Source organism: Flavivirga aquatica (assembly GCF_001747085.1).
Taxonomy (GTDB): domain Bacteria; phylum Bacteroidota; class Bacteroidia; order Flavobacteriales; family Flavobacteriaceae; genus Algibacter_C; species Algibacter_C aquatica.
Genome location: NZ_MDJD01000007.1, coordinates 663,029 through 687,351, shown reverse-complemented (window position 1 = coordinate 687,351; position 24,323 = coordinate 663,029). Strand labels below are relative to the sequence as shown.

Here is a 24,323-nt window from a genome sequence, read left to right as displayed (position 1 = left end):
TCATTCTTATATGGCTTTTCTTAATTCTTTAAAGAAGGTTTCTTCCTTGTCTGCAATGGTTTCTAATTGTGATGCTACATGATTATAAGCATCATCTTTAGCACTTCTGCTTTTATAAATACGAGATGCATCTAAAGCAAAATCTCTCCATAAATCGCCAATAATTGTCATTTCTTTGGATAGTTCTGCTAATTTGTTATTATTTAATATTTTACTAGATTCTTGTAAAAAAGCAGCATAAATATATCTAAATCCACCACCGCCTGTTCCAATCTCTTCTTGCATTCTAACAATTTGCCCTAAATAATGGTTAGCAACTTTAATACCTTTTTTCTTGGGCCATTTGCGTATTAATTTTGCTGTATACCTTATACCTTTAACACCTATAATTGGCATTGGAGCAAGCATATCTTTACAGGTGTTTTTTATTCCTTTAATAATAGCCTCTTTTATCTTTAGCTCTTTAGGGAAATTTACAGGATAATACATGTGTCCATTTGGAGCAAAAGCACCTTTAGCAAAACGTACTTTTTCTAACTCTTTGCTGGTTAAAGTTGTAACCGTTTCCATAACTGGATCACTAATTAAATAATTTTCATCTTGTTTGCCATATACAATTAAATTATGTGCATTAAAATGAAAACGATATTCGTCTGGAAAATATACTAAATTATAAACACCAACTTGAAGACCAACAGGATTGTTTTTTTTTAAATTCTTATCTAATACTGCCTCAGCTTCCTTTGGGTTTTTAAATTTTTCTTTTTTAATTTTTATTCCTACACGTTTAGCAAATCGTTTAAAAATTTGACCAGGCATTGTTCTATATGATATTGCTGGGGCATGATTTACTTTTAGAAATGGAATATAACAAAACATTAAGCCAGAACCTATGCCAAATACCATGGGTTCACTTACATTAAAGCCATTATACTTCATTAAATTTGAAACTACTCCATTTTCACAGTGGGCAGTTTGGTGATGAGTAAAATTAATTTCCATAATTAATATCCTTTAATTCATTCATCGAGATTTCGAAGACATTAGCGTATTTTTCTAATGTTTTTTTAGATAATTTATTGAATCTTTTCAATTTAAAATGCCTTTTTACTTGCCATTTAAAGAGTCCTACATAACCTGCTAAAATACCAATATCCATTTTATGAAGTTCCATATAGTATTCAATAGGGCTGGTTTCATTATTTAGCACTTTTTCTTTTGCTTTTGCTATACGTTCATTAATTTCCTGTATGGCATTGTTTAAGGCAATTGTTTTAGGTTTCCAACCAGTGCTTTGAGCTGTAGTGTATTCCCCTTTATCATCAACGGCATAACAAAGCTCTTTGTGTTTGCCTGTTTCTAAACTGCTTTTGTCTTGGGGGATATCACTTTTTTTCATAGAGCTATTTTTAAATCTTTAATAACGAGATTCATCACACAAGATAATAATAGGGTTTCCTCTTCATAAATATTACATTCTAAAGAACAGATACTATAATTATTAGTGTCATACCTTGATGTTAATTTTGCTTTGGATATTATAGTGTTACCAACTATAGGACAAGAAAATATGGTTACTTTTTTAATGGCACTTATAAAACCAATTAGATTAGCACCTTCTCCTTTAATATCATCATCATTAAAAAAACTTTTGCCTACTATTGAAGAGCAAGTTTGCGCTGCATTTTCTACTAGTCCTATTTCGTTAAAATAATTATTTTCAATAAAAAGATTGTCTTCTTTAATTTTAAATAGCGTAGAGACTTGTTCATCATTAAGAGTTAGAACTTTGTCTACCATTAAAAATGGAGGACGATGCGGTAAAAAATTAGAGACATCTATTTTATCAAGATCAATCATTAATTTACAATAACAGTTTTCATTATACTTGAAGCAATTTTTTCTTTTTTGGTATTAAAAACAGTTATTTCCACTAAAGTCACTCCCATAAATTCATGTAAAATGTGAGCTTCTGTTTTTATAGTTTCATTTAGTTGTGGTAATGATGAAATTTCTATTTTTTTAATAGATCCTATATATCCTGTTGGAGCAGGGACTCCTTTTAAAAAATAATCGTATCCCGTATGAAGTGCTACTGTTTGTGCCATATTTTCTACTAATCCAGATTCAGATAGTGTCTTGTTTTCACAAAGAATATTGGTTTCTAAAACTTTTAATGAGGATACCACATTTGTTTCGGAAAAACCTAATAAACTATCTACCATTACAAAAGGTGTCTTTTGCGGAATTAAGTGTTCAATATTCGTAATAGGTTTTTGTAATAAAATCATTTCAACAAACAGTTAAATGGGCATAAGCATAAGAAAATCTTCCACTTTCTGGAACGGATAGCATTATTTTGTCTCCTTTTTTTAACTTTCCAGAATACATTAATTCTTCTAGCATTAAGTAAATTGAAGCAGAGCCAACATTACCTACTCTATCTAAATTGGTAAACCAACTACTTTCGGGAATTTGCAACCCTTTTTCTTTAATGCTAGTTTTTAATTTTTCGGCAAAATAATTAGATGATAAATGAGGTAGAAAATAGTCAATATCCGAAGGATCTTTATCATGTTTTTTAAAGACCAGATCCATACTTTCGACGCCTTTATTAATCACATGCTTTTCTAAAATTTTAACATCTTGTTTTACAGAAAAAATAGATTTTTCTAACCATTCTTTAGAGGTGTATTCTGTCCAAGGTTTAATAGAGCCGTTAGCAAGTTTTTCTCCGCCAGAATACATACAGGTTTCCAATTCATGTGCGTATGAATAGGCTTCCATCCAATCTACTTTTAAAGAGATCCCTGTTTCATTTTTTTTGTTTTCTAATAGTATTGCACCTGCTCCATCCGATAACATCCAACGTAGAAAATCTTTTTTAAATGCTATTATAGGCTGATCTTCTAAAGATGAAAGCGACTTTGCTTCTTCATTAAACATATTTGCCTGCATTCGTGTAGAAGATCTTTCTGATCCCGTACAAACTGCATTGTTTGAATTTCCAGACTTTACAGATAAAAAACCAAACTTTAAAGAGCTCATGCCTGCACAGCAAATACCAGATGCTGAGTTTATTTCTAGATTTTTATTAGCTAATAAACCATGAACCATGGATGCATGAGAGGGCAATAATTGGTCTGGAGAAGAAGTTCCACAGCATAATAATTCCATAGAATTTTGAGTAAACGAATTATCAAATAACTTTGTAATAGCTTCTTGAGTTAATTCTGCATTGGAATGAGTAATTTCACCCTGACTATTCATGGCATAATAACGTTCCTTTATGCCATTATTTCTTAATACTATTCTTTTTGCTCTAGAAGGCTTCCCATTAATTTGACCTAAAATGCTTTCCATTTCATCATTATTAATAGGTTTATTTGGTAAAAATTTTGATATTCTTGTTATGTAAACGTCTTTCATTTAATCCCTTTCTATTTAATTTCTACAGATGAATAATATTTTTTATTCTTTTTTATCACTCCAGATAAAGGCAAATAAGTAAGCAAAAATAAAATAAAAACTATGGGAGCAATAACCCAAATGGCAAATAATAAATAATAGTTAAACATTTTTATCCAAATTGTTCGCTTATCTGTATTTACGCTTCCTTTAGAATAAATAAGTTTTGCCCATTTATTAAATAAAATATTAGCTCGTTTATCTGCTAAAACTAAAAAAGGTTTTACTATTACAGCTTTTTCTTTTACTAGGTTTTTTTGAAGATCTTCGAGATTATTATTATTTATATGATTTAATATGGTATTACCAAACCTTGAAGATTCGTCAATATCTTTTTGAGACACGCCTGGTTTAGGGAATATGCCTAAATACTTCTTTTTCTCTCCTGTAAACATCCATTGTACTATGGTGATTACGCTAATATGATTTATGTGCCTATCTACTAAGGCAATGTTACCCACTAATTTTGAATGACATGCCTTAAGTAAACCTTTCACTTTTTCTTGAGCCATTATCCACATATTTCTACAGCCAATAACTGTAATTACTGGTGTATTTGCCAGTAACTGTTTGGCTTCTTGGGTACGTAAGAAAGAACTTGTTGGAATTGATGGGCTCAAATACCAAACGGAATACCCTAAAATGACTAAATCGAATTTTTGATTTAGAATGGCTTCAGGGATGGGTTTTATTTTTGAAGGGATTTGAAGAAAAGATTCTGGAAATGCATTTAAAAAGTCTTTTTTTTTCCATGGAAATGCAAAAGGTGTTTCCATTTCTATTTGATGGTGAACAATATTTATGTTTTTGGAATTATTAAGAGGCATCGCTATATTATTTACAATTTCTGTTAATTGACCAGATTGAGAATAATGCACAACTAGAATGTTCTTCATTTTATTTCTTATTGTTTGCATTCCAAAAATCAAAATAATTAAACCATTGTAATGGGTATTTTTCAATCATCGATTCTAAGCTTTGCGTATATTCTTTTAATAATGCTTTAGCATCTCTATGCTTTGTTTTAGCTGTTCTAGCATACAGGTGGTAGTGTTTTTTGGTTTCTTTCAATACATATACAAAAAGCACAGGAACTTGTAGCCGCGAGCTTATAAGAAATGGACCAGCTGGAAACTTAGTTTTTTTGCCCAATAATTCTTGTTCTAAATATTTTGAATTTTTAATGTAGCGGTCTCCTGTTATACAAACAATTTCATTTCTTGCTAATGCTGCATTAATTTCAAAGATATGAGAGAGATCTTCTTTAATAAGAATAATTTTTATGTTAGGCTTTTTTGTAACACTATCGAGGTAATCTTTTATAGCTGTATGTTCAATGTTAGTCGTAAGTAAGCTTATGCATTCATTTTCTTCTAATTCTCCAAAAAAATGCTGAGCAATTTCAAAATTGCCCATGTGACCACTTATAAGAATACCTCCTTTTTTTTGTTTTAGTATTTCTTTTATACGATCTATACCATCATAATCATATGTGAATTTAGATTTTAACCCAGAAGAAATAGCGATTTTGTCTATTATTGTTTGCCCAAAAACAAAATAACTTTTGTAAATACTTATTATACTTTTAAATTTGGAATAGTTTAGTCTTTTATTAAAATAATAGTAAGTAGACCTTGTACTGTCGAAGGCAAAAAAACAGAAATAGGCAGCAACAAAATATAAAATAAAATAGGCCGAAGGCAATCCCAGTTTTCTAATACAAAATATAAATATTTTGTAGCCTAGAACTGTTCCTCTGGACTTTCCTTTCCATTCAGCAGCCATATATATTTGGGTAAAATTATTTTAATTTGTTTTCAATAAGATTGTAAAAATCTTGAAGTGTAACAACATTTATAAAATCTTCTCCTACTAATTTAACGCCAAAATTAGAGTCAATAGATACAACAAGGTCTACAAAATCTAAACTATCGAGTTCAAGAGTTTCTTTTAAGTTAGCTTCAGGTGAAATATCATCATTTTCAACTTCAAATTCATCTATAAGAAAGTCGTTTATTTTTTCAATAATAACTTCTTTATTCATCTTTGTGCTTTATTTTTTTTATTAGTAACGCAGAATTTGTCCCTCCAAATCCAAAAGAGTTAGACAAAAATACATCAATTTTTTTATCTATTGTTTTGCTCACTAAATTTAATTTAGCGGCATCTTCATCTGGATTTTCTAAATTTATATTAGGAGCAATAAAAGAATGCTGCATCATAAGCATGGAATATATAACTTCACTAGCTCCAGCCATCCAACATTCATGTCCTGTCATCGATTTTGTAGAGCTTACATAGGGGCCGTTTTCTCCAAAAACATCGAATATTGCTTTAGCTTCATTGGCATCTCCAACGGGCGTTGAAGTGGCATGTGCATTAACATAGTCAATACTGTCAATGGGAATACTTGCTTGCGAAATAGCTTTATTCATAGCGCGAGAAGGACCATCGACATTTGGTGTTGAAATATGTTCTCCGTTTGATGAAAATCCATAGCCTATAATCTCACCTAAAATAGGAGCTCCTCTATTTATAGCAGATTCGTAACTTTCTAATACTAAGGTTGCTCCGCCGCCACTAGGAATAAGACCGTCTCGATTTTTATCGAATGGGCGTGATGCTTTTGCTGGTTGTTCTTCGTTTGCAGAAAATACACCCAAACCATCAAAACTTGCCATAGCAAGTTCGTTAATTTCTTGCGCTCCACCACATATGATACAATCTTGAAGTCCACTTTTTATAAGTTGATATGCCATACCTATAGCGTGAGAACCACTTGCGCAGGCAGCACTTATAGTAAAATTAACACCTGTTAATTTAAAAATGGTAGAGAGGTTCATGGTTACAGTAGAGTTCATGCCTTTAAAAATAGACCCCGAACCTACTAAAGTGGTGTCTTTCTTTTCTCTAACTTTATCAACAGATTCTATAACAGACTTTGCTGTGCTATCGTTACCGTAAAGAATGCCTACTTCGTTAGCGTTTATAAATTCTTGAGTGATTTTTGCATTTCCTAAGGCTTCAATGGTTGCCATATATGCATATGTACCTTCTTCCCCTAAACTAATACGTTGTCTTCTTGTAAGGAGTTTTTTAAGGTCAGGCGTCTCTACCATGCCTGTTAAGCTCGAACGGTATCCAAAGGGTTTTCTTTTTTCATCAGATATAATTCCAGAGGTTCCGTTATAGAGAGAAGTTTTTACTTCTTCTAAATTTTTACCAATGCAGGAATAAATTCCCATACCAGTTATAACAACTCTTCTCATCTTTCAAATTATTTATGAATAAATACCTCCATTTATATTTATAACTTCTCCTGTAATGTAAGATGCTTTTTCTGAAGCTAAAAAAGATACCAAATGTGCCACTTCTTCTGGGTCTCCAAAACGATTTGCAGGGACTTGTTTTTTTAATTCTTTTTCATCTAAATCTCCAGTCATATCTGTTTTAATAAATCCTGGAGCTACCGCGTTTACAGTAATCTTACGTTTAGCTATTTCTTGAGCTAAAGCTTTAGTCGCTCCTATTACTGCTCCTTTTGCTGCTGAGTAATTAGTTTGACCTGGCGTGCCTTTAAGTCCAGATAATGAAACGATGTTAATAATGCGTCCATATTTTTGAACCAACAACTTTTGAATTAAGTGATTTGTTACGTTAAAGAAGCCATTAAGACTAGTGTTAACAACATTATTCCAGTCTTCAGAAGTCATCCACATAAATAAACCGTCTTTTGTTATTCCAGCATTATTAACTATCACTTCAATAACAGCGTCTTTATTGTTTTCGTGCCAGTTATCTAAAACAGATTTCACTTCTTCATTATCAACTACATTAAATTGTAATAATTCACCTGTGCCACCAGCATCTTTAACACTTTCTAAAGTCTCTAAGGCAGCTTGTTTATTGCTTTGATAATTAATTAAAATGTGATAATTAGTGTCTTTAGCTAGTTGAATACAGATGGCTTTTCCGATCCCTCTTGACCCACCAGTTACTAAAGCATATTTTGTAATACTATTTTTGTCCATTTTTAGAATGAGAGTTAGGGGTTAGTTTTTTTTGAAAAAAGTTCAGCATTTTGATACCATTTACCGCCTAATGCTTCACCTTTAGTATTTATAAACCCCCATTGTTTACCTTTTTTTACGCGAGCTAATCCGTTATGAAACCCTTTAATGGCGTTTTTACTAAATAAAGAGAATCCGCCAGCAGTAATTTGATATTCAGCTGGAATGACCATTTTTCCGGATTTATTAATGAAACCCCATAGTTTTTTTTCTTTCACAGGAGCTAAACCATCAGCAGAGAAAGTTTCAGCATCTCTAAAGTTGAGTGCGATTACTTCTTCTCCTTTTTCATTAATATAACCCCAGAATTTGTTTTTAAAAACAGGAGCCAACCCATTATTAAAGGCTCTTGCTTTTTCAAATGAAGGTTTAATTACCCATTCTCCAGAATTATTTATAAACCCAATTTTTTTATTACTTCTTGCATAAGTTAATTTAGAATTGTCATTAAAATCCCAGATTTTATCAATTCCAACAGTCGTATTAAATTTATTGTTGCTTATTACTCCAAAAGTTTCACCTTTTTTTGCCCAAACACCTTGTTTATTATAGCTTCCTATTTCATTATATTCCATAGGTATAAAAACCTTCCCTTGCTTATCAATCATACCCCAAAAGTCTCCTTTTCGTGCTTTAGCATAACCATTAACAAATGGTTTAATGATATCGTATGTTGGTTCTAAAATAAGTTTCCCATCTGTTCCAAGAAGTCCTATTTTTTTAGCTTTTCTAAAAAAAGCTACATTATCATTAAAATCATAGTACTTTTCTGTGGTAGGAGTGTTTAATACTTTTCCTGAAGCATTTATATAATTCCATTGATCATTTTGAAGTGCTAATACGTAACCAGAATTAAAACGTTTTATTCTATCGAATTCAGGTTTAACTACCCATTCTCCAGATGTATTAATTAAACCCCATTTATCGTCTTTAATAGCTGCAGCATAGCCTTCAGAAAAGTTTCCTGCTTTTTTAAATTGAGGTTTAATAATGTATTTTCCAGAAGTGTTAATGTAGCCAAAAAGATTATTCTCTCTCACTAATGCTAATTCTTGACCGTTAATAAATAGTAGGTTTAAAAATAACGTGAAAAATAAAACGTAATAAGTTTTCATTATACAATATTGTTTTCGTGGTTGATAATAAAGTCTTTAACTTTATTTACGTAAGGATACATGACAATGTCTTCTGTAAATATAGGAACTAAATGTCGTATGGCATCATACATTTTTTTAGTTTTACTGGATATTTTATCTTGTGTTTTAAGATATTCAATAGCTTGTACTATAGTTATCATTTCAATAGCAACTACTTCAAAAGCATTTTCAATAACTTTTTTTGTAATTAATGCAGCATTGGTTCCCATACTAACAATGTCTTGATTATCATTGTTATTTGGGATACTATGAACATACATAGGGTTGGATAACATTTGATTTTCTGCTGTGGTAGATGTTGCTGTAAATTGAACACCTTGCATACCAAAGTTTAAACCTAAAGTTCCAAGGTTTACAAATGCAGGAAGAATATTATTAAGGCTAGGGTTTAGCAAGTAATTGAGTTGCCGCTCTGCTAGCATACTCATTTTGGTTACAACTAATTTTAATTTATCCATTTCTAGCGACACATAGTCTCCATGAAAATTTCCACCATGATATACATGCTGTTTTTCTACACTAACTATAGGGTTGTCGTTTGCAGAATTTATTTCTTCAATTAATATGTTTTCTATATTATTTAAAGTATCTAAAACTGGACCTAATACTTGAGGAACACATCGTAAAGAATAGTATTCTTGTACTTTTTCTTCAAAAACAGTTACTTCTGGGTTTTTATTATATAAAAATTCCTCACGTTTTCTGGTTAATTTACTGTCTCTTAAATGAGTTCTCATTTGTTTAGCAACTTCTCGCTGTCCTTTATGTTTTTTTGACTGGTTTAACTCAAAGGATAAGTGATCATCGTATGCTTGAACGATTTCATTAATTGCAGAAGAACACAAGATTACCCAATTAAGTAATCGCCTTGTGTTTATTGTGTTTACAATACCAATACCAGTCATTACAGAAGTGCCATTCATTAAAGCCAACCCTTCTCGTAAAGCAACAGTGATAGGTTTTAAGTTTTCTATTTCAAAAACTTCTTTTGTAGGTTTTAATTCATTTTTGTAAAAAACTTCGCCTTCACCAATTAAAACAAGCGCTAAATGAGCTAATTGAACTAAATCACCACTTGCACCAACACCACCATGTTCATAAATTAACGGAATGATATCTCTGTTAATTAATGCACTCATTAATTCTATTACCGATTTATGTACTCCAGAATGACCTAATGATAATGTATTTAATCGCGCTAACATTGCTGCTTTTACATACATAGGGTCAATAATATTTCCTGTGCCAGAAGCATGACTTCTAATTAAATTGTATTGCAACTTTTTACGATCGGTATCGGCAATTTTATATTGCGCCATGGGACCAAATCCTGTGTTAACGCCGTATATAGTTTTGTTTTCCGAAAAGGTTTTTAAAAAATTAAAACTATTTTCAATAGTTTCAAAAACCGTTTTATCAATTTCAATAGGATTGTTTTTAAAAATAATTTTATAAAAATCTTCAATGCCTAAAGTTCCATTCAGTTTTAACATTTATGTTGTATTGGTAATATTTAAAATTTTATTTTAATAACTAAAGATAAAATAGTTATTTTGGAATGCAAATTTAGAATAATAAATGATTCAAATTACAAAGATTATGGACGAAGAGAGTATTGACGTACTAATTATAGGTGCAGGACCGTCAGGATGTGTCGCAGCGTCTTATTTGTACGACAAAAAATGTAGGGTAAAAGTGATAGAGAAAAGCAAATTTCCAAGATTTGTTATAGGAGAAAGTTTGTTGCCTAGGTGTATGGATCATTTTGAAGAAGTAGGCTTGTTAGATAGTTTAAAAGCATGTGAATTTGAAGTTAAAAAAGGGGCACGATTTATTAGGGGAGAAGAGGTATGTAATTTCGATTTTAGTAAGAAACATACAGAAGGTTGGGATTGGACTTGGCAAGCGCCGCGAGCAGATTTTGATAATGTACTTGCAAATGAACTTATAAAACGAGGTGTAGATATTGCTTTTCAACATGAGGTAATTGATGTTGTTATTGATGAGGATGGAACTTCTGTAACAACTATTAAAAATGAGGATGGACAAAATTATACTGTTAAAGCAAAATATATTATTGATTCTAGTGGTTATGGTAGAGTTTTGCCAAGGCTTTTAAATTTAGAAAAACCATCAAAACTTCTTAATCAGTCTTCAATATTTACACATGTAAAAGATATAAAGCGTCCAGAAGGCTGGGAAGGTACGCGTATAACATTTGATGTTATAGATAGGCGAGTATGGTTATGGGTTATTCCGTTTTCTGATGATACGACGAGTATTGGTTATGTTGGATCAACGGAATTTATAGAGTCTTTTGAGGGAACGCCAACTGAAAAGTTAGCAAAAATGCTCAAACTTTCAGATTATTATAGTGATAGGTTTGATGGTGTTGATTTTCTATTCAATCCAGTTGAAATAAAAAATTACTCTAAATCTGTGACTCAACTTTACGGTAAAGGATATGTACTTACAGGTAATAGTGCCGAATTTTTAGATCCTGTATTTTCTTCTGGAGTTACATTTGCAACAGAGTCAGCTTTACTTGCTGCAAAGTTAATTACTAAAGAATTGCAGGATACTGAGGTTGATTGGGAAGTAGAGTATTCAGATTATATTAAGAAAGGTGTTAATGTTTTTGCTACATATGTAAAGGAATGGTATACTGGAAATTTACAAAAAATATTTTTCCACAAACCAGAAAACCCTGAGATAAAAAAACAAATATGTGCTGTTTTAGCAGGATATGTTTGGGACGAAACCAATCCTTTTGTGAAAAATCATGATAGGTTAGTTAAGACTGTTGCTCATATTATAGATTTGGAAACAGAAAAAGCGAATAATTAGGAAATTATTCGCTTTTTCTGTTTATCTAAAGAATCCCTCGCAGCTTGCTGTGAGGGTGATTTATCTTATTATTCGTTTTACGAATCTTAATTATTTTAGAGCTTTCTTCTTTAGGTTTTTAGCAAATTCTTTGGCAAGTTTAGCATAAGCTTCAGATATACGGTATCCAGAATTATAGTCATTACCCATAGCTCCATAGCCTTCTACTTTAGTGTAATCTGCTGAAAATAAAATAGTATCAGGAGTTTTAGTTTCAAATACAATTAAGGTGGCCTCTATTTTTGAGTTTTGTCTCACGATACCTACATTATAACCTGCGTACATCATAGTGGTTTTTATAAGTAAAGTGTATTTTGCGTTAGTGTTTTGAGTTACCTTTACTTTACCATCATCAAATCTTTTGTTAAATGATTCTATAAATTTTGGTTCATATCGGTCTTTTCTATCTGCAAACCATGACGCTTTAAATTTTTCTCCAGCACCAGCTTTCTTATCTTCTCTTTTTTTCATTTTATCTTTAAGAAAATCTTCTTCAGAATCGTATTTTGGGATTTTTAAATCTGAGTACTCAAATTGTAAGCTGTATTCTTTAATTTCTTTTAAGTTTTTAAAACCACCTGCTTTAACTTTGACCTTTTGAGAGTAGGTTAGGCACGTACAAAATAAAATTAGAATAAATGTTAGTTGTTTTTTCATAATAATATTTGATGTTTAAAATATTGGTAATCAAATATAAAAGAAATTATTGAAATGTAAAATAGCAGTTTTTTAAAGAAAAAATAAAGCCACCTGAAATTCACTTTTCAGATGGCTTTATTTGTGGTTTTTTAAATAAAAGTAGTTCTATTTTTTAGCGCTAACTTTTACAAGAAAGTCTTTATTACGTCCCTCAAAGCCTTCAATTAATATTTCAGAATCAGAAAGAGGTAAAATTTTATCAGTATCAAAATGTTCTAATTCAGTGTCGTTAAAATCACGCGTATTGAAGATCGCTTCTTTTTTAACTTCTCCAGTTTTGTCATTAATAATATATGCCGTAAAATAACCTCCTTTTCCATCAGTATGGACATAAGGAACTTTATCTTCAGGTAGATTGAGATTTTTTACATTGTCTAGATATAATAAGTAGTGGTTGTTTCCTGCAAACATATGAGTGAACGACATTGTGCCTTGACCACGTTTTCCTATTTGTCGTTTAGGAAGTTTTTGCATCCAAGCTAGTGTTCCGTCGGCATTAATTTTAGTGGCTAAAATATCTCTGTAATAGTATGTTATAGTAGTTCTCTGTTTTCCAGTAGAACTATAACTTGTGCGTATCACTGTGTATCTTTGTTCTCCTAAGATAAGAAAACTGCCGTCATTATTTAGAACAATAGAGTTGATTTTAAGTTCTCTTAATCCTGGTTTTTCGTCTTCCTCTTTACTTATTTTCTTATTTTTCTTTTTTTCCTTTTTTGTAGCATATTTTTTCAACAGTTCTAGAGGGAAATCATAATTTTTAAAAGAACTAACAGCTCCATTTTCATTTAATTTCATTGTAAATACACCAGTGGCTAAGCCTTTTTCTTTGGTAGAGAAGAATACTCTTGATTTTCCTTTATCTGGATTTTTAGAAGTTCCTGTAATTACTATATTTCCTTCAACATCTTCATATAGCATAACCTCATCGATAAATTTATCTCCAAGTTTGATTTCATTTTTAATAATAGTATTTGTGTTCTTTTTAACTTTAAAAAGTTCTAAATGGTAATTAGCTCCTTCTTTCTTTTTCTTTTTTTCATCTGTACTATCATCTTCATATACAGAGGCTAACATGTAAAAATCTCCGTGTTTATCTATCGCATAATCTTCATTATTCATCTTCTTCTCTGTATAAGGCATTTCAACTTGACCTTTCCAGTCTAATTCTAAATTTTCATTGAAGACATTGATGGAAATTCTATCGTAACTTTTAGAATCATCTCTAAACTTTGGTTTGAGCCTGTATTCGATCAATAATGTTTTCTCATCAAAAGATGTTTTGTATGAAAATTTATCTACAGTTCCTATTTTGGTGATAAAAAAGCTGTTTCCTGTCACTCTAAAAGATCCAGCTATTTTCCCTTCTTGTCTAATGATTTCTTTTTGTTTTCCAATTTTGAGGTTATCTAAAGAAATTATTTGAGCTTCCAGAGATTCTATCTGTGTTTTGCGATTCCATTTTGCATAGAATAATATGACATTATCCCCAATGCGCATTATCTTTTCGAAACCATGTTTTTCTTTGTTCTTGAAAAATTTTTCGTGCTCTATGCGATCTACTTCTTTAAGGGTGATTGGGTCAAATCTCTGAATTATTAGATGATCTTTGTGACGGTTTATTGCCACCACCTTATTATTATACTTAAAAAAGCTTTTAAATTTACCATCTGTTTCTCCGTATTCTTCTCCAACTTCTACAGTGAAGTTGTCAGATAGTTTTGGGTCTTGAGCAAATATGTTGATGGAGAACAGTAATAGTACAAACAAAAATTTATTAGTCATTGTTATATGTGTAAGTGGTTAATTAGTTAAAAATTTGAAGGGGCTAATTAACACAAAAAACCAGAGAAAATACAACTTTTAGGCGGCTATTTTTTTTAATTTATAAAATGGATAAAATTCTAATTCAGAAAAGGTTGTAGAGGTTCATATGACCAGAAATGAAAGGATTAAAATTAACAGAAGGATATTACTTTAATTAAGATGTCTTAATTAGTACTTTAAAAGGTTTTATGTGTAGCAAACTGTAATTCAGTGTTTTTTTTGAGAGTGCTACTTTAAGTTAACTTTTATAATTTGTAAGCTATCATTATTTTTTACAGCTATTATGTGTTTTTTGTTTTTTACAACAATAGTTTCTAAGTCTTTCACATCGCCAGAAATAAACAACCCACTTTTAGAAGGAGGTAAGGCTTGAAACGAACCTGTGTTATTTCCTTTTAAAAATAAACCATATCCTCCATCATTTCTAGGTGTTTCTACTTCAGACATAAATAAGTTTCCTGCAATTAAGGCGTCAAGAGCACCGTCTTTATCATAGTCATCAATTAGAATTTTATTGATACTCGACATTTGAGCTTCAATAGGTAATTCATGTATTATAAACTGTCCATCTTTGTTTTCCAAATAAATACTAGCAAAGGATTTTACTTGATAGTGTAAGGCAGATTCTAAAGATTTTTCTTCATAAACATCCACGAGTGTAGCTTCAGAAAAGCTTTCATAATTTTTAAATTTATCTTTAATCTGTGGTATTTGTTGAGATGAGCATTCACGACCTCTTACGGGGTATTGCTTCCCTTCGTTGTAGTAGCTTAGTACGATGTCTTTTTTACTGTCGTGGTCAAAATCATTTACATAAATATCGAATGTTTCGTCCTTAGTTGCCTTGTATTTATAGTTTAAACCATTGTTTCCAACAATGTAATCCATATCTCCATCATTATCAAAATCACCTTCATTGATGCTCCACCACCAGCCAGTTGAATCTTCATTAAGTCCCATTTTCTTAGAGACTTCTTCGAAGCCTGTTTTGGTGTTTTCAAAAACTCGAATAGGCATCCATTCACCTACAATAATAATATCTTCCCAGCCATCTTTATTAAAGTCTGTGATAATTGCGCTGGTTGCCATTCCTAAGTTTTTAAATGCTTTGGCTAAAGTACTAGTGACATCATCAAATTTTAATTTGCCATTTTTACTTTTATTTTCTAATAGAAAACTATTAGCAGGAGCAGGGTAGTTTCCAGGGATTTGTCTTCCTAATACTAATATATCTTGTTTGCCGTCTTTATTAAAATCAAGCTTATAAGCTTTAGATCCGCTGGAGATCATTTCTGGTAAAATAGATTCATTTGCTTTTGCAAAATCACCTTTTCCATTATTAATATAAAGTCTGTCTTGTAACATTTTAGATTTTGATGAAAACTCATAACCTCCGCTAACTACATATAAATCATTATCACCATCATTATCGGCATCAAAAATTAAGGCTCCAATATCTTCGCTTAACTTATCGGTTTCAAAAACAGTATTTTCTTGCTTTTTAAAACTATTTTCATTTTGAAAAAATAGAGTACCTGTTCTGTTAAAAGCTCCTCCAATAAAATAATCGTCAAGACCATCGTTATTTAAGTCTCCTACTGCAAGAGCAGGACCAAATGTTGACATTTTGTGAGGTAATAAAACTTGATATTTAAAATCATCAAACTTATTTTCTTCGTGTTTGTATTTAGGAAAAACATCTGTTACGTTTGAATTAAAAAGAGGCGTTTCTATAGAGATGTTTTCTTTGTTTTCTTCATTAGCATTAATGTGCTTAAAGAGATGTATTTGATTTACAGGAACGTTCTTTTGAATTTCGGTACTACCATCGGCCCAAACAACTTTTAGTTTATCAATTTTTAGAGATTGTCCTAGTCCAAAATGTAATTCTGGTGCTACAGATGATTGGAAACCGCGGGTTAACGTAAGTTCTTGCATTTGTGTTTCACCACCGGTTGTAATATAAACACGATTACCTAAACCAAACTTGTTTTTTGAGGGTCCTTCAAATTTTATGGTAATATGATTATTTGTTTTAGAACTGTTATTCTCAAAAATAGAAGCTTTGTCATCAATATTATTGGTTATAATTTCTAAGTCACCATCATTATCTAAATCTGCGTAGGCGACACCATTGGAAAAGCCTTTAAATTCAATACCCCAGTCTTTATTATTTTGTTTGAAGTTTAAATTACCGTTGTTTTTAAATATGAAATTATCAATTTTTTCTGAAGGTATTTTTAAACTCATTTCAAGTGTTTTATCACTTTCAATAGTGAAATCTTTATCAATATTATTGAAGAAATCTCGGTTGTTAACTTCACGGCGTGTGCCATTAGAAACAAAGAGGTCTTTTAAACCATCATTATCGAAATCGGCAAAAAGAGGCCCCCAACTCCAATCTGTAGAGGAGACTCCTGTTAGTCGAGATATGTTTGAGAAAAAAGGATTATCATCATTAAAAACGCCTGTGTTTAATTGTAAACAATTCTGCATGTATTGGTAGTGAAAACCAGCATTTACAACACCCCAAAACAATTCTGGATTCATGCCCGCCATATTCGCTTTTTTGCGTTTATTGGTTTTGGCATCCATATCTACTTGGAAAACATCTAAGTTTCCATCGTTATTAAAGTCTGCAATATCTACGCCCATGCCGTAAAAAGCAGTATGTGAGGTGGCTTGTTTTGTAACTTCTCTAAATGTACCATCTTGATTGTTTATGTATAGGTAATCTGGTGAAGCAAAATCGTTAGAGATATATAAATCTGGCCAGGAATCATTATTTAAATCACCAATTGTTGCACTTAGTGTTAATCCAAAACTTTTTACGTTAGCAGCTTCTGTTACGTTGGTAAAAGTATTACCATCATTTCTGTATAAATGATCTGTTTCTATAGTGTTAACATTGGCCATTTTTTGCGAGTATACATATACCGATGCATTAAATTTTGTGGGTGGGTAGTTGGCAACATAAACATCTAAATCTCCATCTTTATCATAATCGAAAAAAGTAGCTTGTACACTATTGCCAATATCTGCCAATCCATAAGCTTTGGCTTTTTCTGTAAAAGTACCATCTTGATTATTGATGTATAATTGATTTTCTTTAGGTATAAATTTTCCGCCAACAGAGCAGTAAATATCTAAGTAACCATCTGCATTTACATCGGCCATAGTAACACCTGTGTACCATCGGTTATCTCCAGAAATACCTGCTTTTTTGGTAATGTCTTCAAATTGAAGATTTCCTTTGTTGAGGTATAATTTATTTGAAACTTGATTTCCTGTGAAGAAAATATCTTTTAACCCATCATTATTAATATCTCCTACAGAAACACCGCCTCCCATGTATAAATATGAGTAAGTAAAATAGTTTAAGCTATCATTCTCGGTGAGATTGTTTGAGAAATTTACTCCAGAAATTGAAGCTTCAAGATTTTTGAATATTTTAGTTTCTTTAATTGTCTCTGATGGTTTAGTACAACTAAAAATAAGCACTAAAAGCATTAGAGAGTACACTATTTTTAATGTTGAACATTTCATGTATTAAAAGATTATTTTATTTAAAGTCTTCGTTATAATAAGTTGTGGCGTCTTGAATAAGTAAATTTAGTTTTTCTCTTTCTGAATTTATACGTTCTTGATTCCAATTTAAATAATTAGCAAAATCTTCCAATATTACTTGTTGGTGCTTTTTTACACTAGGAAGATTGAAATATAAACGGCCAGTTCGTCTAACAAAAAAATCGGCTAAACTGTTAGTCATTTCATGATGAATGCCATACCAAAGTTCCGCTCTAATTAAGCGTTCTGAAGGAAAAGCATTTTTAAAATCCTTAGATTTATTAATAATAATTTCAGACTGTTTACCATAAGTTGTACATAAATACCAGGCATGATAAGTGTCTTTTATATGTAATTCGTTTAGTAGTTTGTTTTCTATTTCTGTTTGATAATGATTGACTTCATCTGTTGATAGAAGTGGAGGATTAACTAATGGAATCGTTTTGGTAGATGATTTTTTGAATTTTGATTTGCGTTTATCGCTCATGGTTTTTAAAACTGCATCAATAACACGATGTGCCATTTTACGATATCCTGTTAGTTTTCCGCCTGCGATAGAAATTAAGCCACTTTCGGAAATGAATATTTCGTCTTTTCTCGATAATTCGGAAGGGTCTTTATCTTCTTCATGAATAAGAGGTCTTAAGCCAGCCCAATTGGATTCTATGTCATCCATGGTTACATGAACCGTAGGGAATGTGTTATTTACAGCTTCTAATAAATATTCTGCATCGTTTTTAGTTGCAATAACACGTTCCAGATTTCCTGAATAATTTGTGTCTGTTGTGCCTACATAAGTGACACGCCCTCTTGGAATAGCGAAAATCATTCTGCCATCTGGGACATCGAAATATACGGATTGTTTTATAGGTAATTTTTCGAAAGGAAACACAATATGTACACCTTTAGTTAGATGTAAATATTTATTATTCATAGAGTGATCTTTAGTACGTAATAAATCTACCCATGGACCTGCTGCCGAAACATAGTTTCGCGCTTTTATATTTATCTTTTTTCCTGTATTGTAATCAATACAATTAAGGTTTTTAATTTTGGAGTTATCATCATAATTAAATGATTCCATTTCACAATAGTTTACTATTGTTGCTCCAAAAGAGACTGCTTTTTTTAAAATCTCGAGTGTTAATCGAGCATCATCTGTTCTGTATTCTGCATAAAGTCCTCCACCTAAAACAACATCTTTATTTAATAAAGATTCTTTATTTAAGGTTTCTTCTTTGTCTAACATACGACGTCTATCGTCTCCTTTAACATCAGCTAAAAAATCATAAACCTTAAGACCTATAGAGGTCATCACTTTTCCGTAAGTACCACCTTCAACTAAAGGTAATAACATTTTTTCTGGAATAACTAAGTGTGGTGCTAGTTTGTGAACAATAGCACGTTCGGATCCAGATTCTCTTACTAAACCAATTTCTAACTGTTTTAAATAACGTAAACCACCATGAATTAATTTAGTCGATTTATTGCTGGTTCCTGAAGCAAAATCATTTTTTTCTATGAGGCATACTTTTAAACCTCTTGATGCGGCATCTAAAGCAATGCCTGCGCCAGTTACGCCACCTCCAATAATAGCTAAATCAAATTTTTTAGTGTGTAACTTTTCAAGTTGTTGTACTCTGTTTAAAACCGAAAAAGGTGCTGCTTCCATCACATTCATATTCATTTTCTTTTTGTTCGTTTTATAGCTTTTTTCCAGCCTTTATAATTTTGTTTTCTTGTTTTTTTGCTCATTTCAGGATTGAAGATGGTATCTACTTCTCTTATTGAAGCAATATCGCTTTTCCTCCATAAGCCTGCTTTTATTCCTGCTAATAATGCAGCGCCAAAAGCGGTAACTTCAATCATTTTTGGTCTATCTACATTCACGTTTAATAGGTCTGATTGAAATTGCATTAAGTAATTATTTGCGCTTGCTCCTCCATCAACTTTTAGTGTTGTTATTTTTTTGCCATTATCTTTTTCCATGGCACCAATAACATCTTTAGTTTGATATGCTAAAGCTTCTACTGTAGCTTTAATGACTTCGTTTTTTCCAGTATCTAAAGTCATACCGTAAATACTTCCTTTTGCTTTAGAGTCCCAATGTGGTGCTCCTAAACCAGCAAAAGCAGGAACTACGTATATGTTTTTTAATGGTGGGGTGCTTTTACAAATAGCTTCTGTGTCGCTAGCTTTTTCAATAAGTTGCATACGATCTCTTAACCACTGTATAGAGGCGCCTCCTGCAAAAACGCTTCCCTCTAAAGCATAATTTACGGATTCTGAATCTAAACTACAAGTTAATGTGGTGAGTAATCCTTTTTTTGAGATTACTTGCTTATTTCCTGTATTAAGTAAAATGAAACACCCTGTTCCATAGGTGCTTTTTGCTATTCCAGATTCAAACCCTCCTTGACCAAATAAAGAGGCTTGTTGGTCTCCTGCTACGCCATAAATTGGTATTTCAATGCCGTTATAATTAATACTACCAAAATCTGATGATGAATTTTCTACTGAGGGTAGCATTGATTTAGGTATATTTAATGCATTAAGTAGCTTGTCGTCCCAGCACAATTCTTTTATATTGTATATCATGGTTCGAGAAGCATTAGTATGGTCTGTTACGTGTTTTTTGCCTTTAGTGAATTTGTAAATTAACCAGCTATCAATAGTTCCAAAGAGCAATTTGCCTTGCTCTGCCTTTTCTTGAGCGCCTTTAACATGATCTAATATCCATTTTAGTTTAGTGCCTGAGAAATATGAATCTATTACGAGCCCTGTGTTTTTTTTAATATAGCTAGAGAGTCCTTGTTGTTTTAGTTTTTTACAAATTTCTATAGTTCGTTTATCTAACCAAACAATAGCATTATGTATAGGCTCACCTGTGTCTTTATCCCAAACTACGGTGGTTTCTCTTTGATTAGTAATACCAATAGCGGCAATTTCTTCAGGGTTAATTCCTGAATCTGAAAGTGCTGTATTAAAAGTTTCTAATTGATCATTGTATATTTCGAGAGGATCATGTTCTACCCAGCCAGATTGTGGATAATGTTGTGTTAATTCTTTTTGAGAAATAGCAATAATACTGCCTTTTTCATCAAAAACAATAGTTCTAGTGCTGGTTGTGCCTTGGTCAAATGCTATAACATACTTCTTTTTCATTTTCAGCTATATTTTATTTAAAAAATAAAGTAAGTACTTAAAACTAATAGGGTTATTAAAATGCCCACTACCTTGGCATATTTCCAAGGTGTAATATCTATTTGATCTGTGATTTTTGGAGTATAAATATTCTTATTAGGGTATAATTTGCCCATTAATAACATAAACCCAACATTGATTACAAATAGAATTCCCATAATATGTAAAAAATGAGGGTATGCTTTTGCTTTTATAATACCTAGTTCTTTTGTGTTTGTTATTCCATTAGCTGCAGCTTCGGTAAGTGCGGTGTCAATAAAATAGGGGCTTAGTACAAATTGACTAATTAAGTACATTAGTACACCAACTGTTAAAACGATTTTTGCCCCCAAAGCAGGTACATTTTTAGTAATTATTCCAACAGTTACAACGGCTAGTATTGGAACACTTAAACTTCCTAAAGATTCTTGAATATAGGAAAACAATCCATCTGGTGCATTTGCAATAAATGGTGAAATACTCATTGAGATTATTGCTAGTAAGAGACCGAATATTTTTCCTGCTTTTACCATTTTTATTTCAGAGGCATCTTTATCAAAATATTGACGATATAAATCGACTCCAAATAAGGTGGAACTACTATTTAGTAAACTATTAAATGAACTTAAAACAGCGCCAAATAAAACAGCAGCGAAGAATCCTAAAAAGGCTCCGGGTAAAACTTTACGAACAAGCGCAGGGTATGCTTGATCTGCGTTTTCTAAGTTACCTTCAAACAAATGCCAAGCAATAATACCAGGTAATACAACTATGATTGGAATTAAGAATTTCACAAAACCTGCGAGTATCATTCCTTTTTGTCCTTCTTTTAGGCTTTTAGCTCCAAAAACACGCTGTAAAATGGATTGATTGGTTCCCCAATAATACATTTGAGCAATCATCATACCTGTAAAAATAGTGCTAAATGGAATGAATGAGTCTATCTCGCCTTTGGCATTAAATTTTTCAGGGTTGGCTTCCCATAGGGAGCTTATACCGTTTGATACGCTGCCGTCACCTATAAGCATTAAACCAAAAATAGGAATTAAAAGCCCTCCAATTAATAAGCCTATGGCATTCACTAAATCTGAAACGGCAACTGCTTTTAAACCACCAAAAATGGCATAAATAGAACCAATGATACCTATGGACCATACGCATACCCAAATTACTGTAGGTTGAGAGACTCCTAATAATTCAGGCAAATCAAACATGGTGCTAAATGCTAAAGAACCAGAATATAAAATTGTTGGTAGTAATACGATACCAAAAGCTATTAAAAAAAGAATGGATAATATCGATTTGGTTTGTGCATCAAAGCGTTCTTGAATAAATTCAGGAATAGTTGTGATCCCAGATCTCATATATTTAGGTAATAAATAAATGGCGGTAACAATCATAGAGATGGCAGCTAGTGTTTCCCAAGCCATAACTAATACGCCTTGTGCAAAAGATTGTCCGTTAAGACCAACTATTTGCTCTGCGGAAAGGTTTGTTAGTAGTAAGGAACCTGCAATGGTTATGGCTCCAAGGCTTCTTCCTCCAAGGTAGTAGCCATCGGCTGATTTCTCATCTGTTTTACGTGTTGCGTACCAGGCTATAAAGGCTACCAATAATGTAAAACCAATGAATGAAATAATCGATAACGTACCCATAGTTTATTATTTTTTTATAGTTAGTTGAATTAAGCCACATGCGGGAATATTGAATTCCATTAAGCCTTTGTTTAATTTCGAATGGTCTTGATTAACAAGATTTCCCTTGCAATTAAATATACGGTAATTATAATTACCTAAATCTGTATTGGTTTTAAGAATGAGACTAGTTGATAGTTTTGCATTTAAAATATCTATATTTTCAAAGGTTTCATCAATTTGAACAACATGGTCGTCATGTAAGCCGATAATAATTTTATTATCATTGATTACTGTTTGAATAGGATAATTAGCAAGAGGTTTAAAAGGTGTGAAATGTCCTTTTGTAATAAGGTTTTTGTTTGTATTCCAATATTTGGTATAAAATTCAACCATTTTTAAATGCTCTTTAGGAATGTCTTTTAAAACGACTGAAATTTGAGGTACGCCAAAGAGAGTGTTTACCATTTGAAGTGCTGCTACCTCTAGGGTTTCATCATTATGCCATGTTATCATATCTGAATGTACTGCTGTATTGCCTGCTAACATTTTAATATCTGCTATTCTTATTCGGTTCATAGTCGCATCTCCAGGGCAATCAAAGGCACGAAACATGTTACCGTATTTACGCATGGCTGGACCTGTATATTTTTGTCTGAATTCGATAAAAATTTCGGGATTTATATGTCGTAATGTTGTTATTACGTCTGTTAATAATCGATCTACTGCTGTATTAATAGAGTGAAAATCCATATCTGGATTTACTTTAGGTGTATCACTATATAATCTGAAATCGTCTATAAAATCTAATTTGAATCCATCTAGATTCCAATCTATTAAAGCATTTTTATAAATATTTATAAGATACTCTCTAACTTCTGGATATCGTGGATCAAAAACAGGAGCCCATCGGTGGTTTTCAGTTAGAAATCGTCCTTTAAATTTTTTATAAGCGTTAGATTTTTTTCCACAAAAAGGAACAGAGTACCAAAAACCAATTTTCATTCCAGTGGCGTGAACATTGTCAACAAATTCTTTTGTTTTTGAAATACGGTCTGGTTGCCAATCTCCAGTAAAATCGTAACCTCTATTATCGTCATTGGTTTGCCAGCCGTCATCAATTATGATGGCTTTGTATCCTAGATTATATGCTGTTTTACATTCTTCAATTAATACATCTTCTTCTAGATTTTGGTGAAATTGATACCATGTAGAGTATAAGGGGGTTAAAGCAATATCTGGAACAGGGGTTGGTTTTAGATCATCAAAGGTTTCCCACCATTTTGAAACCTCTTTTAGGGCTTCAGAAAAGTGTTTTTTACCTTGATCAATTCTAATTTGAATATCAAAATCTGTAAGTTTAGATTGTTGTTCTAAAAATAAGGAGACATGACAATAAAAATGATCGTCTTCTTCACGAATCTCTGCATTAAGTTCTAATTTATTTATGGCATTAGAACAGGCAAAAGTATGTGAATTACTATCATCATGACCAAATAAGCTAATTACTGGAGCGTCAATAGAAATACGAGATTCCATATGTTTCATTTCCCAGTCTGCTTGTATGCGTTTTGAAAAGTCTGTGGTTGGTTTCCAAACACCTTTAATGTTATGTGCTGGAATTTTCCATTTTAATGTTATAGGTTTTGGTGTTTCTGGGGATTTAGCTGTGATTTTAAAGTTGAATAAAGAAACCTCTGTATTGCTGGAAATAGTGGTTAATTCAGTTTTAAAATTAGTTGAATCTCCTTTAATTTGTATGTCTTTTTCAGAAATTATATAATTCTCTTTTATCATTATCGTTTGTATTAATGGAGAAAACAATGAGTTGG

The 24,323-nt window shown here is 31.8% G+C and carries 20 protein-coding genes; 1 reads left to right on the top strand and 19 read right to left on the bottom strand.

From position 1 onward, the window contains the following. Positions 1–6: 6 nt before the first annotated feature. From darH to flxA, 12 genes are read right to left on the bottom strand one after another with little or no spacing between them, the layout of a single operon-like run. Positions 7–1,002 carry a BtrH-related acyltransferase DarH gene (darH, locus tag A8C32_RS03525; RefSeq protein WP_069829052.1) on the bottom strand — a complete coding sequence of 332 codons (996 nt, stop codon included), beginning with the start codon at positions 1,000–1,002 and terminating at the stop codon, positions 7–9. Then, positions 992–1,399 carry a flexirubin biosynthesis protein DarG gene (gene DarG, locus A8C32_RS03520; protein ID WP_069829051.1) on the bottom strand — a complete coding sequence of 136 codons (408 nt, stop codon included), beginning with the start codon at positions 1,397–1,399 and terminating at the stop codon, positions 992–994. The genes darH and DarG overlap by 11 nt, the downstream gene beginning before the upstream one ends. After that, positions 1,396–1,860, bottom strand: coding sequence for a hotdog family protein (locus A8C32_RS03515; RefSeq protein ID WP_069829050.1), 465 nt, complete (start codon positions 1,858–1,860; stop codon positions 1,396–1,398). The genes DarG and A8C32_RS03515 overlap by 4 nt, the downstream gene beginning before the upstream one ends. Beyond that, complete coding sequence (locus A8C32_RS03510; RefSeq protein ID WP_069829049.1) at positions 1,860–2,291, bottom strand: hotdog family protein; 432 nt, start codon at positions 2,289–2,291, stop codon at positions 1,860–1,862. Before A8C32_RS03510 ends, A8C32_RS03515 begins: the two co-directional genes overlap by 1 nt. Position 2,292: 1 nt before the next feature. Continuing rightward, complete coding sequence (gene darB, locus A8C32_RS03505; protein ID WP_069829048.1) at positions 2,293–3,429, bottom strand: dialkylresorcinol biosynthesis protein DarB; 1,137 nt, start codon at positions 3,427–3,429, stop codon at positions 2,293–2,295. Positions 3,430–3,440: 11 nt separating this feature from the next. Continuing rightward, entirely contained in the window at positions 3,441–4,364 is a 924-nt protein-coding gene (locus A8C32_RS03500) for a hypothetical protein (protein ID WP_069829177.1), read from the bottom strand. 1 nt (position 4,365) lies between these two features. Beyond that, on the bottom strand, positions 4,366–5,253 hold the full coding sequence (locus tag A8C32_RS03495) for a lysophospholipid acyltransferase family protein (protein ID WP_069829047.1): 888 nt from the start codon (positions 5,251–5,253) through the stop codon (positions 4,366–4,368). Positions 5,254–5,269: 16 nt separating this feature from the next. Beyond that, the gene (locus A8C32_RS03490) at positions 5,270–5,512 is read right to left on the bottom strand and encodes an acyl carrier protein (protein ID WP_069829046.1); all 243 of its coding nucleotides are present in this window, start codon (positions 5,510–5,512) and stop codon (positions 5,270–5,272) included. Then, a complete protein-coding gene (locus tag A8C32_RS03485; RefSeq protein WP_069829045.1) occupies positions 5,505–6,737 on the bottom strand; it encodes a beta-ketoacyl-[acyl-carrier-protein] synthase family protein in 1,233 nt (410 codons plus the stop codon). Before A8C32_RS03485 ends, A8C32_RS03490 begins: the two co-directional genes overlap by 8 nt. Positions 6,738–6,749: 12 nt before the next feature. Continuing rightward, positions 6,750–7,499: a flexirubin biosynthesis SDR family reductase FlxB gene (gene flxB, locus A8C32_RS03480; RefSeq protein ID WP_069829044.1), complete on the bottom strand. Its 750-nt coding sequence runs from the start codon at positions 7,497–7,499 to the stop codon at positions 6,750–6,752. A 14-nt stretch (positions 7,500–7,513) separates the two neighbouring features. After that, a complete protein-coding gene (locus A8C32_RS03475; protein ID WP_069829043.1) occupies positions 7,514–8,653 on the bottom strand; it encodes a WG repeat-containing protein in 1,140 nt (379 codons plus the stop codon). Further along, positions 8,653–10,188, bottom strand: coding sequence for a flexirubin biosynthesis tyrosine ammonia-lyase FlxA (gene flxA, locus A8C32_RS03470; protein WP_069829042.1), 1,536 nt, complete (start codon positions 10,186–10,188; stop codon positions 8,653–8,655). The genes A8C32_RS03475 and flxA overlap by 1 nt, the downstream gene beginning before the upstream one ends. 106 nt (positions 10,189–10,294) lie before the next feature. Between flxA and A8C32_RS03465 the strand changes: the two genes are divergently transcribed. Then, complete coding sequence (locus A8C32_RS03465; RefSeq protein ID WP_069829176.1) at positions 10,295–11,542, top strand: NAD(P)/FAD-dependent oxidoreductase; 1,248 nt, start codon at positions 10,295–10,297, stop codon at positions 11,540–11,542. A gap of 90 nt (positions 11,543–11,632) precedes the next feature. On the opposite strand, the gene A8C32_RS03460 is transcribed toward A8C32_RS03465, so the two are convergent. The 7 genes from A8C32_RS03460 to A8C32_RS03430 form a co-directional block, all read right to left on the bottom strand. Further along, positions 11,633–12,238: a hypothetical protein gene (locus A8C32_RS03460; RefSeq protein ID WP_069829041.1), complete on the bottom strand. Its 606-nt coding sequence runs from the start codon at positions 12,236–12,238 to the stop codon at positions 11,633–11,635. A gap of 147 nt (positions 12,239–12,385) precedes the next feature. After that, the gene (locus tag A8C32_RS03455) at positions 12,386–14,065 is read right to left on the bottom strand and encodes a hypothetical protein (RefSeq protein ID WP_069829040.1); all 1,680 of its coding nucleotides are present in this window, start codon (positions 14,063–14,065) and stop codon (positions 12,386–12,388) included. Positions 14,066–14,335: 270 nt separating this feature from the next. Next, complete coding sequence (locus A8C32_RS03450; RefSeq protein ID WP_069829039.1) at positions 14,336–17,653, bottom strand: VCBS repeat-containing protein; 3,318 nt, start codon at positions 17,651–17,653, stop codon at positions 14,336–14,338. A 16-nt stretch (positions 17,654–17,669) separates the two neighbouring features. Continuing rightward, on the bottom strand, positions 17,670–19,361 hold the full coding sequence (locus tag A8C32_RS20495) for a glycerol-3-phosphate dehydrogenase/oxidase (RefSeq protein ID WP_240491678.1): 1,692 nt from the start codon (positions 19,359–19,361) through the stop codon (positions 17,670–17,672). Continuing rightward, positions 19,358–20,839 (bottom strand): glycerol kinase GlpK, encoded by a 1,482-nt coding sequence (gene glpK / locus A8C32_RS20490; protein ID WP_069829038.1) that lies wholly within the window; start codon positions 20,837–20,839, stop codon positions 19,358–19,360. Before glpK ends, A8C32_RS20495 begins: the two co-directional genes overlap by 4 nt. Positions 20,840–20,856: 17 nt before the next feature. Beyond that, positions 20,857–22,512, bottom strand: a complete 1,656-nt coding sequence (locus A8C32_RS03435; protein ID WP_069829037.1) for a solute:sodium symporter family transporter — start codon at positions 22,510–22,512, stop codon at positions 20,857–20,859. A 6-nt stretch (positions 22,513–22,518) separates the two neighbouring features. Beyond that, positions 22,519–24,288 carry a glycoside hydrolase family 36 protein gene (locus tag A8C32_RS03430; protein ID WP_069829036.1) on the bottom strand — a complete coding sequence of 590 codons (1,770 nt, stop codon included), beginning with the start codon at positions 24,286–24,288 and terminating at the stop codon, positions 22,519–22,521. Between the last annotated feature and the right edge of the window lie 35 nt (positions 24,289–24,323).

What these genes read in the sequence shown, in the direction of transcription:
- darH (WP_069829052.1), bottom strand. Translation starts at nt 1,002, where the DNA reads ATGGAAATTAATTTTACTCATCACCAAACTGCCCACTGTGAAAATGGA.
- DarG (WP_069829051.1), bottom strand. Translation starts at nt 1,399, where the DNA reads ATGAAAAAAAGTGATATCCCCCAAGACAAAAGCAGTTTAGAAACAGGC.
- A8C32_RS03515 (WP_069829050.1), bottom strand. Translation starts at nt 1,860, where the DNA reads ATGATTGATCTTGATAAAATAGATGTCTCTAATTTTTTACCGCATCGT.
- A8C32_RS03510 (WP_069829049.1), bottom strand. Translation starts at nt 2,291, where the DNA reads ATGATTTTATTACAAAAACCTATTACGAATATTGAACACTTAATTCCG.
- darB (WP_069829048.1), bottom strand. Translation starts at nt 3,429, where the DNA reads ATGAAAGACGTTTACATAACAAGAATATCAAAATTTTTACCAAATAAA.
- A8C32_RS03500 (WP_069829177.1), bottom strand. Translation starts at nt 4,364, where the DNA reads ATGAAGAACATTCTAGTTGTGCATTATTCTCAATCTGGTCAATTAACA.
- A8C32_RS03495 (WP_069829047.1), bottom strand. Translation starts at nt 5,253, where the DNA reads ATGGCTGCTGAATGGAAAGGAAAGTCCAGAGGAACAGTTCTAGGCTAC.
- A8C32_RS03490 (WP_069829046.1), bottom strand. Translation starts at nt 5,512, where the DNA reads ATGAATAAAGAAGTTATTATTGAAAAAATAAACGACTTTCTTATAGAT.
- A8C32_RS03485 (WP_069829045.1), bottom strand. Translation starts at nt 6,737, where the DNA reads ATGAGAAGAGTTGTTATAACTGGTATGGGAATTTATTCCTGCATTGGT.
- flxB (WP_069829044.1), bottom strand. Translation starts at nt 7,499, where the DNA reads ATGGACAAAAATAGTATTACAAAATATGCTTTAGTAACTGGTGGGTCA.
- A8C32_RS03475 (WP_069829043.1), bottom strand. Translation starts at nt 8,653, where the DNA reads ATGAAAACTTATTACGTTTTATTTTTCACGTTATTTTTAAACCTACTA.
- flxA (WP_069829042.1), bottom strand. Translation starts at nt 10,188, where the DNA reads ATGTTAAAACTGAATGGAACTTTAGGCATTGAAGATTTTTATAAAATT.
- A8C32_RS03465 (WP_069829176.1), top strand. Translation starts at nt 10,295, where the DNA reads ATGGACGAAGAGAGTATTGACGTACTAATTATAGGTGCAGGACCGTCA.
- A8C32_RS03460 (WP_069829041.1), bottom strand. Translation starts at nt 12,238, where the DNA reads ATGAAAAAACAACTAACATTTATTCTAATTTTATTTTGTACGTGCCTA.
- A8C32_RS03455 (WP_069829040.1), bottom strand. Translation starts at nt 14,065, where the DNA reads ATGACTAATAAATTTTTGTTTGTACTATTACTGTTCTCCATCAACATA.
- A8C32_RS03450 (WP_069829039.1), bottom strand. Translation starts at nt 17,653, where the DNA reads ATGAAATGTTCAACATTAAAAATAGTGTACTCTCTAATGCTTTTAGTG.
- A8C32_RS20495 (WP_240491678.1), bottom strand. Translation starts at nt 19,361, where the DNA reads ATGAATATGAATGTGATGGAAGCAGCACCTTTTTCGGTTTTAAACAGA.
- glpK (WP_069829038.1), bottom strand. Translation starts at nt 20,839, where the DNA reads ATGAAAAAGAAGTATGTTATAGCATTTGACCAAGGCACAACCAGCACT.
- A8C32_RS03435 (WP_069829037.1), bottom strand. Translation starts at nt 22,512, where the DNA reads ATGGGTACGTTATCGATTATTTCATTCATTGGTTTTACATTATTGGTA.
- A8C32_RS03430 (WP_069829036.1), bottom strand. Translation starts at nt 24,288, where the DNA reads ATGATAAAAGAGAATTATATAATTTCTGAAAAAGACATACAAATTAAA.